Origin of the sequence: Paenibacillus alvei DSM 29 (genome assembly GCF_000293805.1) — a bacterium.
GTDB lineage: Bacteria > Bacillota > Bacilli > Paenibacillales > Paenibacillaceae > Paenibacillus_B > Paenibacillus_B alvei.
Genome location: NZ_AMBZ01000016.1, coordinates 1 through 13,714 on the forward strand (window position 1 = coordinate 1; position 13,714 = coordinate 13,714).

Sequence of the window (13,714 nt, forward strand, 5' to 3'; positions counted from 1 at the left end):
TAGAAATTTAAAACTAGTTGACCAACCTGCGCCGCTGCTACAGGGTTAATCCAAAGAACTTCGGTTCTTGTTCGCCCGCCTTCTGCCTGTGCTGTGCGTGTCTCTCGCTTCCAGTGCTTCAGTCGTTCGTTATACATTGGATGGTCATATCCGCTTAACAACACAGAGCCGGTATGAGCATCTAAAACTTCTAGCAGCTCGAGGTGATCGTCTTCGTTCATCTCATGCCGATACATTCTATTGTTGCGAGTTGATAGAATGTACGGTGGATCTGCGTATATCAATACATCATCCCTGTTGTGTCGTTCTATTAATTTCACTGCTGGTTGTTGCTCGAGCTGAACACCTTTCAACCTGTCGGTGACCGCCAAGATTTTCTCCGGCATTTCATTCCATTGACGCACTGGCCGTGGCCCATTATGGTCGATTATATGGCGCCAACCTGTCCGATCTGATGTCTTAGCGCCTCGAGCCATCCAACATCTAATCAAGAAGCGCCTAGCACGCTCCAATTCATCTTCTACCGTCTCGTAAGATGTGTAATACTCTTCGCGGCTGTATGGTGTCCAGTGAATGAGTCGTGATAATTCCTCTGGCCGGTCACGTATGACTCTGAATAAGTTCACTACATCCCCATCCAGGTCGTTTATTGTTTCCAGTGGTGACGGTGGTTTGTTGAAAAATATCGCTCCGGATCCGAGGAACGGTTCCAAGTATGTTGCATGCCGTGGCATGTTATTTACGATCCAATCCGTCATACTCCACTTCGAACCTGGATAATGCAATATCCGTGGTATGCTCATGCTCTCCCCTCCCTGCCCATATAGTCATCTATTGCTTTAATTCCGTACATCATAGGTAATATCTGTACAGGATCGACCGCGTTTCCTAGTGCCTTCAACCGACCTTCCTTGCTATTGATTCCTTTCACTACACGAGGTGGTTCCCAATCATTTTGAGGATGTCCCATAAATGCAGGCTGTAGATACTCTTCCATCCATTTCGCTATGGAATCTAATGGGTTGGCTCCACATCCGTCCAACCAATCGGAAAATTCATAAGACATTCCACCCAATCTGGATTCAGTTGTCCACCTACCTGCTCCGGATGTTGATGCCCTACGGCACCTACCAACATTGTCCCGTGTGTACCATTCGCTTCGGATGGAGCTAGAGGCCTGATCGGTTTCCAGTCTTGGCTTGCAGTTGGTGTTGGCCGAAGCCTCGCCTCTCTCAATATCGCCCCTGGCAACGTGTCTCTTTTTATCTGACTTGGAGGTAGTGTTGCATTCTTGCTGTCTTGAGCTGTTGGTGTAGCCCAATATGAACACTCTGTCTCTTCGGTGCGAGGCGCCAATAGCCGCAGCCGGTATAATAAACGGTTGGACTTCGTATCCAATGTCTTCAAGGTCTTTACAGATACGACCGAATAACAATTCTTCTTGTTGTGTATATAGCGCTTCGTATATGTCTTCTTCCTCATCGTGGAGTATGGTTCTGCCTTCCACTTGAGGCTTCCCATCTGTGTTTGCCATACTGATGATTCCAGGCACATTTTCACCAATAAACCAAGTGGGCTTGATTTCTTGCAGAATTCGGACAACTTCCGGCCAGAGGTAACGCTCATCTTCTGTTCCGTCTCTCTTCCCTGCAAGGCTGAATGGCTGACATGGGAAGCCAGCGGAAACAATGTCAATTGTTCGATCATTTGTGATGATTCCATCCCGTTCTAGTACCTCCCTAGTTAGTTCACATACATCGTCATATATGGGCGTGTCTGGCCAATGTTTTCGCAGTACCTTTTGCGGGAATGGCTCCCTTTCGCAGAAAGCAACTGTGTTCATGCCAGCCCATTCCGCAGCCAAGTCAATCCCACCAATTCCACTGAATAGGCTCAGCTTCCTCATTCGCATAACCCGTACACACTCGAACATTGCGGAACGTCCTCCCATTCCAGTGCTTTTATAAGGTCGTATTGCTTGCCCCCATATGCGGTCTTCGACCATTCAACCAGGTCATATATGCCGTCACCTCGACCGTCCGCAGTTGGAAAGAACGTCGATGCTTGACGCTTGCTCGCTATTTTGACGAGCCGTTCCCACACAGCAATCCGTTCAACCACTTCTGGGAAGCGTCGAGCAATCTCAAAAAGTTCTGCTTTGTTGCAGTTTATGCAAGGCATGCACCCGACACGGGACATCCCAAGCTTGTACAGCGGATTAGGTTCTATATCGTGTTTGCTATGCATTGCGAATACATCGTCAGCCGTCCAGTGTAGGAGTGGTCTCCATACGTGAAAGCCTTCCGGTGTATCTTCGTGTTCTGGCATAGCCGCACGTGCCGGACTTTCCTGTGCTCGAATACCTTGCAAGCTGACAACCTTATGACCTGATTCCAAAAGTGGCAATGTGACCTGTTCAAGCATTGGAATGATCTTCAACTCTTGAGTACAAAACCGTGCTTTTGTAGAGGGAAACCGACCTTTCCAAATGCATAGATCCAGAAATGGGTTACCAGTAGGATGCAGCACCTCAAGCGCTTTTTGAATGATGTCTTCTGATACGCCTTCATCTCGCCATTTGGTCTGTACCGTGATCCGTTTATGTTCGATCTGATCCTTGAAGTCTGCTTTCACTCGTCTGATCTGCCCCAGCTTTTCTTCTAAATAGTCAACGTATTCGTATGTGAGCTGGTGTTCGTTGCCTGTATCTGCGAATACCGGCATCACTTCCATACCAAGCTCTTTAGTTACATAAATCCACATTGCTGCACTATCTTTACCGCCAGATATCGAGATGACGTTAACTGTGTTGTTCACTCTATTCCCTCCCTAACTCAATCATCAAAATAACCGTATCCGAATGGTTTTTCTTGCAGAGCCGAAGCGTTCACAATATCTCTCATGAGCGCGTCGAAAGTTTTGGCGTCTTTTTCTGACAGTGATGTTATGAGGCGCTTTTCCTTGGCTTTCAAGCCTCTGCCTGTTGCCACAGTCATCATTTCCAAGATCGGATTCACCCGCTCCAACTTCAATCGTTCTTCTGTCTCCGCTTTCTTCAATTCGGCCTGTCTTCGATTGTGTTCTTCCCAATCTTGTTCATCGAACCAAAAATAGTTCCCGTGCCTTGTGCGATAGATTAAGATCCATTTCTCTAACTCTTCTTCGTTATCTTGGATGCGTATGTGACAAATTCGATTGACACGCATCCCGTTTGTTTTCACGCCTCTGCCGCCTCTCCCGCGTGGCATAACGTGGTGTGTATCATCATCCGGTCTTCCGCAGCCACATTGACAAAGTCCGTCCGCTTCCTCGATTAGCTCTTTAACAACCTTTTCGGGGAACTCTGCCCGATCTGCTCGGGTGGGCGTGTGGTTGTGGTGGGCAAGTATGTCTTTCCTCCATGGCAGCGGCTCTTTCTTTTTCTTTTTCTTTTTCATGAATGCCATATGTCCCGCCCCCTATGAATCTTCCAGCACTTCATCTATTTCAATCTCGATGCGAGGATTGATCCCATCCACTTCAAAGCGGTGGGTTACATCCCCAATCTGCCTCCAGCCATCGTTGCCGATTACTCCCGCTTCCTTCAATCCATCAAATATAAACTTCTGCCCTGCCATGATGTTGTCTTTGTCCCTTCGCTGATCCTTACACCACCAAGTGATGATGTAATTGGCTCTATCGACGGAAGGAAGCTTTTTCGCTGTCCATGCTACGAGACTTGTGTTCACTTCTTTCATTTCCTTGTACTTTGACCAATGGGATTTTGCAGCATCTATGATTTCGTTCATCGAAGGCAACTCGCCCTCAATCTCTATTTTCATGCCTTTACCCTCTTTTCGAATGTGTATAGTTGGCATTGAAATATGATCATTCCCTTGCCCTTCGGAACTTTAGGTAAATTGCCCACCCTGTTATGTCGTTGTACACTGCTTTGGCCTCTGTCACATCCCACTTCGGGTATATTTTTTTCCAGTAGCGTTGGTTGTCTATTTCATCTCTGACAATCCGTTCTACTTGCCGTCTTGAATATTTGTGATCATTGGTTCTGTATTCTGGCTTCTCCAAATTCTGAGAGCAGCTCCAGCGCTTCTTGCCTTTTGGATCTTTCATGAGGTATCCCGACAAGTCTTCTAATCCGTTGTCATTTGGCTGCAGCCTTTTCGTGTTGGCATATCCAATCCAGTCACCCTTTTGCTGCCCTTTCTTCTTCGGTCTTCTCCACAGATTCTCCACCACATCCCGTTCCAACCCGCCATTCATGATGATATGATGATGGAACCTCTTCTTCTTTCCCCTCGTCTCTTCTCCACCCTCTGTGATGAGAACGTACTTTAACGGTGGCAATCCTTCTTTCTTCCTTCTGTGCGCCACTCTCCGTAAGTAGTTCGCCACTTCCTTCATAGCCTCTTCTAACGTCTCTGGTTCTATGGCATAGGTAAGGATTACGTGCAGATCCTCTTCCCCAAAGTTCGTTTTCACTATCAGTTTGCAATATCTCTTTGCGTTTTTATCATTAAGGTTCTTCTGCTTGGGAAGGCTCTCTTTCTTCTTCTTCGCCCTTCCTCTTTTTAAAGGAGTGAGGATGGTGTGATTATAAATGTCCACCTCCATATACTCCTCGCCACAATATATCTTCTTCTCTCGCATGACATTCTTCACGGCTATATTCCCCCAGCTGTGTTTTGCCCGTATATCTATTCCTGTGTATAGGGTTGTACTACCCCATCGTTGGAATGATAATACCCATTACAAGCTCGTAAACGCTACAAGCGCGTTGCTTTGTCGCCGCGAAGTTTGCTATACTTAATAGGAGTTTATTAATAGCATTCCGCTTTGACTTCGCCCCGTGGTCGCTTCTGCAAAAGCGTCCATCGGGGCGATTTAATTTCTATATTCATTTCTCATTCACTCTCTTAACTTCGTTCGGGCGTGCTATCACTACGCTGTTCCCTGTTTTGTCAAACAACTCCACTTGCATAAACATGCCCGTTTCGCTTTTTCTATAAATGATTGCTGAGATGTGGTTATATGTAATTCCTCGATGCTCTATAGGCTCACCATTGGTCATGGCTTCCTTCAGATCCTCGTTTGTCACTGTCCAGCTCCCTTCTATATTGGTATAATCAGCCTAGAAAGAGAGGTGAGCCGAATTGATTAATATTTCCAATATTATTGACGATGCAACTGATTTTGATAGAGGGGTGTTTATTGCTGCCCTCGATAATCATCTCTTGAACCTTCCCCGATTCGTTGAGGACGTTTCGAGAAGGGTTAAACAAAGAGAATTGGTTATGTCCCTCAAAAAAGGATTAAACGCTGATGTTCAAGAATATAGTCTTGAAGAGGTTGATTTATTTCATGATGTTCTTTGCTTCTATAAAAATAGCGCCGAAACTTATGTTGATTTAGAACAATCCGCTGAAGAAGCATTACAGTTATCACTAAGGAAATATACTAGGCGTCTTGAAGATTTTCTGTATGATCTCCGAAAATAGCTACATGCATCGTTTCATAGATTTCTTTTTTCATCACTTCTTGTTGCTGTAGTATCAACTCAACTTTTTCGTTGTACTCTTGCTCGCTCATCTCGCCCGATGAACGAGCTTTTCTATATTTCCAGAAGAGATCCACTCTCTTTTTATATTCATGCATTACTTCATCATGTTTTTTCCTAGCCTCTTGTTTGTTCACGGCGCTGCAGCCTCCTTTTCAGTTGTTCGTACTGCCAGCGGAACATATTACGGGCACTTGGCGATTGTGTGGTATCTGCCATCTGTAAAAGATTACAGCATACACGGAGCCATTGCTTTCTTGACATTCTCCCTCACCTCCTTGTTAGAATTTGAAGGATAACCACCTTTCTTTGTCGAATGTTGGGAATTGTCCAAATTACCATTGAAAGGAGGAATCTTTATTCTGAATCACGATATATTTGAAATAATTAATAGAATCGATAGATTAACTCAAGGTTACACGTCTAATTTGACAAGAGTTATAGACCAACTAAACAGAATCAATGAAGCTTATAGCCCTATCGCTTCGGCCTTGGCTACTGCTATGGAAGCAAATTATTTGGCATTATCTAAAGTCTCAGATGCTCTTCTTCCTGTAGCAAAGGAATGGGAAGCTGTTACCGACTTCATTCGTGAACAAGATTATAGTCATCTTTTTATAAGTGACTCATTATCTTCAAAACTAATGGAATTAATTGAATCAGTTGAAACAGAAGTTCCGGATATCAAAGAGGAGATTCAACATACAACCGGAATCACTGTAAGTTCGCCAGCTCAAGTTAAGAAACTAACTATCGCAGACATGGCTGCAATAATAGCCTTAATTATCTCTGTCATCACTTTCTATCAGGCTCAATACAATGCTGAACAAAGCAGCATTCAATCTGAAAGGCAACATCGAGAACTTATGGAACAGAGTGAAAAACATAATCAATCTCTGCTTGAACAAGCTGATAGACATCACAGAGAACGCATGAAGCAGGATGAGGAGCAGCATCAAGACTCGATCGCTAACCAAGATGAAAAAAGCAAGCTTATAAACTCCCTCATCACTGAGTTGCATTCTTCTTTAACTTCAGAAGATACAACTCATCACGTAAATCAATAAGACTATTAAGCACATCTTGTGTCCGTTTGTTAATGATGTCCCTATCGTTGTTGATTTTGTTCCCTCGTTTAATTTCTTCGTCATACAATTTGTTCAATTTCCGATATAGCTGGAATGATTCTTCTATTTCCTCAATCTGCTCGCTTCTTTGCTCAATCAGCTGTGCATACTGCTGGTTGAGCTTAGTTTTTTCGATACTGTCCCAAACATTAAAAGCTAGGGATAGTGTCAGACCAGCAATCACTACGTAAAACACTCGGCGCGATCGTTTCCCGAGAGCATCCATGTCCACACCTCATTTCCTGTAATTGGATTATTTTTTCCTGTTCTGATTATTGAGATTGAAAGATAATCCGCTCGTATCTTTTGATTTCACATAAAACATTGGCTTCCTTTTGAACTTCTGTCAGAGATTCATCTGCAACAATCTCAGAGATTCGCTTTCTCAAATGAGTAAGCGGATCTCTTTGTTCTTCTCGCTTTGGCAACTCACTACGAGCGAGCCAAATCCAATCTTGAAAAACGTCGAGACTCATTTCATCAATCTGCTTTGCACTTGGTAAGTACGTTTTAAGTTCCATGTTCATATCCCCTTTTCAATGCGGTGCGCGTTCATCGGGAAATCTAATTTCGAGCCGCACTTCCCGCAAAAGCAGTCATTTGCCTCAATTGGTTTAAAGTCGCATCCCATTGGGCACACTTTTGAAACTTCTGTTGTTACAGGGGTTTCTTTTTATTTTGATTGCTCTTGCTCTTCATAAGCTCTACGGAAGCATAAAGCCCGGCGTATAGCGGCCACCCTGCCGAATCAACCTTTTCGAGAATCTGTAAATACGGTGCCGGTTCAAATTTCCCGTCGTTGAATACTTCAATGCGATCCGACTTGCTTAATTTGATCATGCTGCCGTCTTCACGCTGGATGGATACTATTCCATCCTCAACTACAAGTTGCCCAGTGATTACTTCAACTTTTCTCATTCCGTTTGTCCTTTCTTATGGGCTTGTCCAACGCATCGGCTCCCATATCACACTTAACACTTCCTATTAGTGTCCAAAATCGTGATTTTAAGTCACATTAAATTCAAAAAAAGCTTGTCTACCTATAAGGCCGCCGCTTTATGCGGTTGCCTCTTTTTGACTCGCCTTTTGCCGTCGAATTATTTCAACAGCTTCCGGCACAACGATTTTTAGTAACCGTTGCATCTTTTCTGGCGTGAGAGTGATCTTCATGCCAACCACCTCATTTCATAGTTGCCATATAATATTCAATTGGAGGCAAGTCCTATTACAAAAAACACGACACCGACAATAACTTCTTGCGTCACTAATAGTGACGGTGCTATAATGTGTTTAGTTGAGTCGTTCTTAGTCTATCAAGTCTGCAAAAAGTTCCTCGGATGGCCGCCCAAGAACTTTTGCAAATTTCAACATCACCTTAGCTTTTGGATGACGTCTTGCGTTTTCAATTTGTCTAACGTAGTTTTCTGTAACACCAACAATTTCAGCCAATTCTCTTTGGGTTAAATCAAGATCTTTTCGGGCAGACTGAAAGTTTAAACGAACCAATGTTGTTCACCACTCCTTTCCGTGACTATTAGTGACTGATAATGTGACTTACCGTGACGTCACTATCATAGCACACTCTTTTGTGGTGTTCAACTTTTTATCAAAAAAATATGGAGTGTGTACTAAAATGTCAAATGAATGCAAAGATATGTTGACTGACAGGTTAAAAGAAATGCGAGCTAAATATGGATTTAGCCAAGATTATGTAGCGGAGCGTGTTGGTCTAAAAAGGACGAATATTGCAAATTATGAATCAGGGAGAAACGTCCCTCCTGTTGATAAACTTAGAGACCTTGCCGATACTTACCACACATCAATAGATTATCTTGTTGGGCGGACAAAAGCTCCAGAACCACAAATACACCGAGATGACATCATATCTGTAAAAGATATCAAGCATTTGAAATTGGAGTATAACGGAACAGAACTCACGGACGAAGATAAGCAGTTAATTGTTAGTATGATAGAAAACATGCTTGCATTCAAAAATACAAAGTAGGTGGACATTCATGAGAGTCGGGAAGTATAGACGCGTCTCCACTGACATGCAACGTGAAGAAGGAATATCATTGCATACTCAGGATGAACGTCTAAATAGTTTTGTTCATTCACAGGGATGGACCGTTGTCGCAGATTATTCCGATGAAGGGTTTTCTGCTAAGGACATGAATAGACCAGCTCTCCAGAAATTGATTAGCGATATGCAACAAAAAAATAGATGTGCTTCTTGTATATCGTTTAGACAGATTGGTACGATCCGTGTCGGATTTACACGCATTGCTAAAGATCATGGATCAAAATGATGTCAAGTTTAGGTCCTGCACTGAGGTATTTGATACCACTAATGCTACCGGCAGACTTTTTATCACTATCATCGCCACGCTAGCGCAATGGGAAAGAGAAACAATAGCAGAAAGGGTTTATGACAATCTGCTGGAGCGTTCCGAACTGGGATTACGGAATGGTGGTCCGGCCCCATATGGTTATGAATACAACGAAAATAAAGAGTTGGTGCAAGTACCCGATGAGGTTAAATGGGTCGAATTGATATTCAGTAAGTATAAGACGACTGGTTCACAAAATATTGCTAAGATACTCAATAAACGTGGAAGCAGGACAAGGAAGGGTGAGCTGTGGAGCGATTTTTCTGTACGTTATATCCTAAGAAACCCGATTTATGCTGGCTATGTTAGATGGAATAGAAGAAGTTTTGCAAAAAAGAAATTTACAGGGAAAGATATTATCAAAAAGTTCAAACAAGATAATTTCCATCCCATCATAACGAAAAGAGAATGGGATGAAATTCAGGAACTACTAAAACAACGAAGTCAAGTGGCATTTAGATCTGACAATTACTATCCTTTTAGTGGCATTGCTAAATGTTCTAAGTGTGGCCAGAGTTATACCGGAGCCTTTAAACATCGAAAAAAGGGTGGAGTTCTTCGTTTCTATAAATGTGCAGGTAGGTTTAAATTGGGGATATGTGATGCACCAGTTATCGCAGAAGAATCTATCGAAAAAGCATTACTCGAGTGCCTAGAACTCCCCGAATTTGATTTAGAGTATCAGGACGAAAAAAAATCGACAAAGAGCAACTTGAAAAAGAAATAACATTGATCGAAGGACGAATTAATAGACTTAAGGAACTTTACATTGATGGTGATATAGATAAAAAGAAGTACAAGGACTCTTTGGATAAAATGCATGAAGAAAAAGCCATTATTTTATCTGCCTTAGAAGCTGAGGAGGAAGAGGTTTCAAAGGAAGAATTAACACTATTCATAAAAACTTAAAACAACCTGGTACGATCTTTCGTACGAGACCAAAAAACTATGATACGCTCACTATTCGCATCTCTGACCATAGATATTTTGGAGCCTGCAAAAACTGGAAGATATCCAAAACCAGCAGTGGTTGAAATAACGAATTTCGAATTCAATTAATTGGTTACTTATGGTATGCATGGGTCTTCATGCATAGGGCAGCCCTTAATTGCATAAATAGCTCCCCGCTCGGTTCGGGAGAACTGCTCCATGCCTCGCTTCAGCATCGTGACCAACGTTGATTTCCCTCCGCTAACAGGCCCCATCAAGAGCAATATCCGCTTCCGCACATCAAGCCGCTTGGCAGCTGAGTGGAAATATTCTTCCACCAGTTTCTCAATGGCACGGTCGAGACCGAAAATCTCTTTATCGAAAAACTTATATCTCTTCTGCCCGTTAACCTCTTCCACACCATACGACGCAATCATTTCATACACGCGCGCATGTGCCGTCATCGCCGGAGCGGGGTCACGACGCAGCATCTCGACATATTGTTTGAATGTTCCGGTCCAGGCCAATTGTTCACTTTCGGCGCGATGTTCTGAAATCCGTTTGAATATGTCCATCCCTTTAAACCTCCATTGCTCCCGATTTGCAACTCAGCCATTATCGCCGCTTTGCGTCTGTCTCACTTTAGAGAAAAAATTAGTGTACTACATAACTATGCGGAACAAGCCTATGAATATCACGAAAATTTACTGCATATACTTCCGAACCTCAGGTAGATCTCGAGCGTGATATAATGGAGCAATGAGCAGTAGGAAATTAGGGGGAGGAGGAGTCATAATGATGTTTAGCTCCCCTTTTTTTCATCGGGAAAGGAGTATATCTTGGGTATGGGCAAATCAACAGCATCAACTACCCGAATCGGTAGAGCAAAAAAATCTGAGAATCTGCAGACCGAAGCGTCAAGTGCAGAGCTAATCATCAATCAACCATTGTCGTCTGGGCGGCTTGAGCAACAGGAGCAGCAAGCAGAGCTTTCGAGGGCAATCCGCAAGGAATCAGAGCTGTATGCCCCTATAAAGGCATACTTCGAAACGATTGGATATCAAGTTCGCGGCGAGGTTCGCCATTGCGATATGGTTGCCATCCGCCCAGGTGCACCAGAAGCAGAGCCCATTATTATAGAACTGAAATCTTCCTTTAATGTTACACTGCTGCTGCAGGCCTTAGATCGAATGAAATTGTCCTCGACAGTATACGTTGCTGTTGCCAAAAAAGCAACCCGAAGCAGCCACTCTATTCATGGACTTCGTCAGTTGTGCGAACGCCTTGGGATAGGCTTCCTTCTCGTCACCTTCTACAAACGCAAGGCGCCATTTGTAGAGGCTATATGCCATCCTCCTGGCTGGACAAGCACAGAGCAAGGGAGCTTATATAAGCCTAAACCAGTTAAAACGGTCAAGGCCAGAACATCCCGGCTCGTTCGTGAATTCCATGCGCGGAGCGGTGACTATAATGTTGGCGGTACGACGAAGCAGCCACTCGTCACGGCCTATCGCGAGAAGGCACTGCGCGTGGCGAATGTTTTGCAGGAGGGCCCTCTTCGAGCTGCTGTTGTGCGCAGCAGAGCGGGAGTTGGTGATGCGGCGAGCATACTGCAACGAAACTATTACGGTTGGTTCGAGCGCCAAAGCCGTGGTATTTACACACTTACACCTGAAGGGACAACGGCCGTCACGCAGTATGCGAACATTATCGCGAAGCTGCCCGGACTATCTCAGTAATAAGATAAATGGATGATTTCAGCACGTATGTAGTCCTTTCCTCCCTTTGTTCCACTATCCCCTTGGGTCAGTTGACTTGTGGTACGACGATTGCGGGACAACGATTCGCAGTACAACAATTCGAAGTACGGCGATTACAGAACAGCAATTCACAGTAAATCAATTCGAACAACAACGATTCGCAGAACAGTGATTACAGAACAACGATTCGTAATACATCAATTCGCAAAACATCAATTCGAACAACAACGATTCGCAGAACAGCAATTCACAGTAAATCAATTCGCAGAACAACGATTCGGAATCGCAGCAACGATCCACAGTAACTGAGCGAAGGGGAGAGTGTACCAAAGCAGCGGAAGAGAGAAAAGGGGCGAGGACAGGAGCAGAAATAGAAACAGAATCAAAAACAGTTGCAAATTCTGATGACAGTATCCTATTCCACTTACTTTCTGTATCAAATAGCCGCTATCCTGACTCCATAAAAAACAAGCACCTCAAAAGGGATGCTTGTTTTTATCTATTCCATTGCTTCCACCTGCACTTCTGTGCAACTGCGAAAGATTCAATTTTCAGTATACTGACTTATACACCAGAATAGCGGCCAAGGAATTCGGATGCAGCATCTGTCAGGCGCTCCATACCGGTACGAATTACGCTAGGCTCCGCAAATGAATAGTTGAGACGCATCGTATTGCGATTTGGCTCCCCAGCGTAGAAGGAAGTTCCCGGAACAAACGCAACACCCTTCTCTACTGCAACCTTCAACAATGCTTGCGCGTCCAAACCTTCTGGAAGCTCTACCCAGAAGAACATGCCACCTTGCGGAGTATTCCATTTCGCGTCTTTCCACATTTCTTGCTGCAGCTCGGACGCCATTGTTTCCATGCGTTCCTTATATACTCCAGACAGCTTGCGAATATGTCCATCCAGATCAAACACTTCAGGAAGAAGCATCTCGCCTAGGATCAGCTGATCCAGGACACTGGAGTGAAGATCCGCAGATTGCTTCGCTCTTGCCATCATGCGAATCACCTGCTTGTCAGCAACGATCCATCCTGTACGCAGACCTGGGGCAACCGTTTTACTGAATGTGCTCGTATATGCAACGATTCGCTCCTCCGGTTTGCCTTCTAAGGAAGCAATATTCGGTACGTTATTGTCTGTAAACTTCAAGTCGCCATACGGATCATCTTCCAATACGAGAACCTCGTGCTCAAGGCACAGATTCAACAGCGCTTGTCTGCGTTCCAAGCTCCATACCCGCCCTGTTGGGTTGCTGAACGTTGGTACGATATAGACAAACTTCGGATTGTGCTCTTTCAGCTTAGCAGCCAAATCTTCTGGCACCATGCCGTTGCTATCGCTTTCCACCGGAATGATGCGGGCATTATAGGAACCAAGCACCTGCAGGCATGCAAGATATGTTGGGTTCTCCACCAGAACAACATCACCTGGATCCAACAACGCTCTTGCGAATAAATCTATCGCTTGCTGAGAGCCTGATGTAACTAGAATCTCATCCACTTCTGCTTGAATGCCACGATTCGCCTTCATACGAGCTGCCAGTCTCTCGCGCAGCACAACGGCCCCTTCAGTCAATCCGTACTGCAAGGCTTGGGGACCTTGGCTAAATACACGCCCAGAAGCTTCACGAATCGCATCGATCGGGAACAATTCGTCTGCAGGCAATCCACCAGCAAATGAGATTATCGACTTGCCTTGTGTCAGTTTAAGTATATCGCGTACTACCGAACTCTCTACAGAGCGCACACGAGCAGAAAAATTATATTGCATAACGTATCATCCCTTCCTATTTCCAAAAATGATACACCCAACGCATTATTAATGCAACGGTCAGTATGATTTGCAGTCATCACAATCTTGTCACCTGTGTAAGCGTATCCGGCATCATAATTACATTATATAGTGATCGTTCTCATTGTGTAAGCACCCGTACAGGCTGTTTCACTA

22 protein-coding genes and 1 pseudogene are annotated in these 13,714 nt (G+C 44.2%); 8 read left to right on the top strand and 15 right to left on the bottom strand.

Annotated elements, in window-relative coordinates:
- The 7 genes from PAV_RS29825 to PAV_RS29855 all read right to left on the bottom strand — a co-directional run.
- Positions 1-803 (bottom strand): DNA adenine methylase (locus tag PAV_RS29825; RefSeq protein WP_005551386.1); only part of this gene is annotated, 803 nt, incomplete at its 3' end.
- Positions 800-1,933, bottom strand: a complete 1,134-nt coding sequence (locus PAV_RS32910; RefSeq protein WP_005552174.1) for a DNA cytosine methyltransferase — start codon at positions 1,931-1,933, stop codon at positions 800-802. The genes PAV_RS29825 and PAV_RS32910, both read right to left, overlap by 4 nt.
- Positions 1,903-2,817 carry a phosphoadenosine phosphosulfate reductase domain-containing protein gene (locus tag PAV_RS29835; RefSeq protein WP_005552175.1) on the bottom strand — a complete coding sequence of 305 codons (915 nt, stop codon included), beginning with the start codon at positions 2,815-2,817 and terminating at the stop codon, positions 1,903-1,905. The genes PAV_RS32910 and PAV_RS29835 overlap by 31 nt, the downstream gene beginning before the upstream one ends.
- A gap of 17 nt (positions 2,818-2,834) precedes the next feature.
- Positions 2,835-3,446 (bottom strand): HNH endonuclease, encoded by a 612-nt coding sequence (locus PAV_RS29840; RefSeq protein WP_005552176.1) that lies wholly within the window; start codon positions 3,444-3,446, stop codon positions 2,835-2,837.
- A gap of 12 nt (positions 3,447-3,458) precedes the next feature.
- Positions 3,459-3,821: a RusA family crossover junction endodeoxyribonuclease gene (locus tag PAV_RS29845; RefSeq protein WP_005552177.1), complete on the bottom strand. Its 363-nt coding sequence runs from the start codon at positions 3,819-3,821 to the stop codon at positions 3,459-3,461.
- A gap of 46 nt (positions 3,822-3,867) precedes the next feature.
- Positions 3,868-4,659 carry a rolling circle replication-associated protein gene (locus PAV_RS29850; RefSeq protein WP_005552178.1) on the bottom strand — a complete coding sequence of 264 codons (792 nt, stop codon included), beginning with the start codon at positions 4,657-4,659 and terminating at the stop codon, positions 3,868-3,870.
- A 235-nt stretch (positions 4,660-4,894) separates the two neighbouring features.
- Positions 4,895-5,095, bottom strand: a complete 201-nt coding sequence (locus PAV_RS29855; RefSeq protein WP_005552179.1) for a hypothetical protein — start codon at positions 5,093-5,095, stop codon at positions 4,895-4,897.
- Between the two features lie 55 nt (positions 5,096-5,150).
- On the opposite strand from PAV_RS29855, the gene PAV_RS34010 reads away from it, so the two are divergent.
- Complete coding sequence (locus PAV_RS34010; RefSeq protein WP_005551947.1) at positions 5,151-5,495, top strand: hypothetical protein; 345 nt, start codon at positions 5,151-5,153, stop codon at positions 5,493-5,495.
- Here the strand turns inward: PAV_RS34010 and PAV_RS29860 are convergent.
- On the bottom strand, positions 5,455-5,691 hold the full coding sequence (locus PAV_RS29860) for a hypothetical protein (RefSeq protein ID WP_005551946.1): 237 nt from the start codon (positions 5,689-5,691) through the stop codon (positions 5,455-5,457). The genes PAV_RS34010 and PAV_RS29860 overlap by 41 nt on opposite strands.
- A complete protein-coding gene (locus PAV_RS35470) occupies positions 5,672-5,818 on the bottom strand; it encodes a hypothetical protein (RefSeq protein ID WP_005551945.1) in 147 nt (48 codons plus the stop codon). Before PAV_RS35470 ends, PAV_RS29860 begins: the two co-directional genes overlap by 20 nt.
- A gap of 77 nt (positions 5,819-5,895) precedes the next feature.
- On the opposite strand from PAV_RS35470, the gene PAV_RS29865 reads away from it, so the two are divergent.
- The gene (locus PAV_RS29865; RefSeq protein ID WP_005552180.1) at positions 5,896-6,621 is read left to right on the top strand and encodes a hypothetical protein; all 726 of its coding nucleotides are present in this window, start codon (positions 5,896-5,898) and stop codon (positions 6,619-6,621) included.
- Here PAV_RS29865 and PAV_RS29870 read toward each other — a convergent pair.
- From PAV_RS29870 to PAV_RS29885, 4 genes are all read right to left on the bottom strand, one after another.
- The gene (locus PAV_RS29870) at positions 6,563-6,907 is read right to left on the bottom strand and encodes a hypothetical protein (RefSeq protein ID WP_005552181.1); all 345 of its coding nucleotides are present in this window, start codon (positions 6,905-6,907) and stop codon (positions 6,563-6,565) included. The two genes, PAV_RS29865 and PAV_RS29870, sit on opposite strands and share 59 nt — an antisense overlap.
- Before the next feature lie 46 nt (positions 6,908-6,953).
- Positions 6,954-7,202: a hypothetical protein gene (locus PAV_RS29875; RefSeq protein ID WP_005552182.1), complete on the bottom strand. Its 249-nt coding sequence runs from the start codon at positions 7,200-7,202 to the stop codon at positions 6,954-6,956.
- 136 nt (positions 7,203-7,338) lie between these two features.
- Positions 7,339-7,599: a hypothetical protein gene (locus PAV_RS29880; RefSeq protein ID WP_005552184.1), complete on the bottom strand. Its 261-nt coding sequence runs from the start codon at positions 7,597-7,599 to the stop codon at positions 7,339-7,341.
- A gap of 387 nt (positions 7,600-7,986) precedes the next feature.
- Entirely contained in the window at positions 7,987-8,187 is a 201-nt protein-coding gene (locus PAV_RS29885) for a helix-turn-helix transcriptional regulator (RefSeq protein WP_005552188.1), read from the bottom strand.
- 127 nt (positions 8,188-8,314) lie between these two features.
- Here PAV_RS29885 and PAV_RS29890 point away from each other — a divergent pair, with 127 nt between their 5' ends.
- From PAV_RS29890 to PAV_RS36685, 4 genes are read left to right on the top strand one after another with little or no spacing between them, the layout of a single operon-like run.
- Positions 8,315-8,686: a helix-turn-helix domain-containing protein gene (locus PAV_RS29890; RefSeq protein WP_005552190.1), complete on the top strand. Its 372-nt coding sequence runs from the start codon at positions 8,315-8,317 to the stop codon at positions 8,684-8,686.
- 10 nt (positions 8,687-8,696) lie between these two features.
- The gene (locus tag PAV_RS37820) at positions 8,697-8,990 is read left to right on the top strand and encodes a recombinase family protein (RefSeq protein ID WP_005552191.1); all 294 of its coding nucleotides are present in this window, start codon (positions 8,697-8,699) and stop codon (positions 8,988-8,990) included.
- Complete coding sequence (locus PAV_RS37825; protein ID WP_420798675.1) at positions 8,947-9,798, top strand: recombinase family protein; 852 nt, start codon at positions 8,947-8,949, stop codon at positions 9,796-9,798. Before PAV_RS37820 ends, PAV_RS37825 begins: the two co-directional genes overlap by 44 nt.
- A 2-nt stretch (positions 9,799-9,800) precedes the next feature.
- The gene (locus tag PAV_RS36685) at positions 9,801-9,980 is read left to right on the top strand and encodes a hypothetical protein (RefSeq protein WP_040737327.1); all 180 of its coding nucleotides are present in this window, start codon (positions 9,801-9,803) and stop codon (positions 9,978-9,980) included.
- A gap of 170 nt (positions 9,981-10,150) precedes the next feature.
- Here PAV_RS36685 and PAV_RS29905 read toward each other — a convergent pair.
- A pseudogene (locus PAV_RS29905) lies at positions 10,151-10,576 on the bottom strand (protein prkA); the annotation flags it as partial.
- 270 nt (positions 10,577-10,846) lie between these two features.
- On the opposite strand from PAV_RS29905, the gene PAV_RS29910 reads away from it, so the two are divergent.
- Both PAV_RS29910 and PAV_RS29915 read left to right on the top strand, forming a co-directional pair.
- On the top strand, positions 10,847-11,740 hold the full coding sequence (locus tag PAV_RS29910; protein ID WP_005552194.1) for a DUF2161 family putative PD-(D/E)XK-type phosphodiesterase: 894 nt from the start codon (positions 10,847-10,849) through the stop codon (positions 11,738-11,740).
- 78 nt (positions 11,741-11,818) lie between these two features.
- Positions 11,819-12,070: a hypothetical protein gene (locus PAV_RS29915; protein WP_157267401.1), complete on the top strand. Its 252-nt coding sequence runs from the start codon at positions 11,819-11,821 to the stop codon at positions 12,068-12,070.
- A 255-nt stretch (positions 12,071-12,325) separates the two neighbouring features.
- Here PAV_RS29915 and PAV_RS29920 read toward each other — a convergent pair whose 3' ends face one another.
- The gene (locus tag PAV_RS29920) at positions 12,326-13,537 is read right to left on the bottom strand and encodes an aminotransferase-like domain-containing protein (protein ID WP_005552195.1); all 1,212 of its coding nucleotides are present in this window, start codon (positions 13,535-13,537) and stop codon (positions 12,326-12,328) included.
- Between the last annotated feature and the right edge of the window lie 177 nt (positions 13,538-13,714).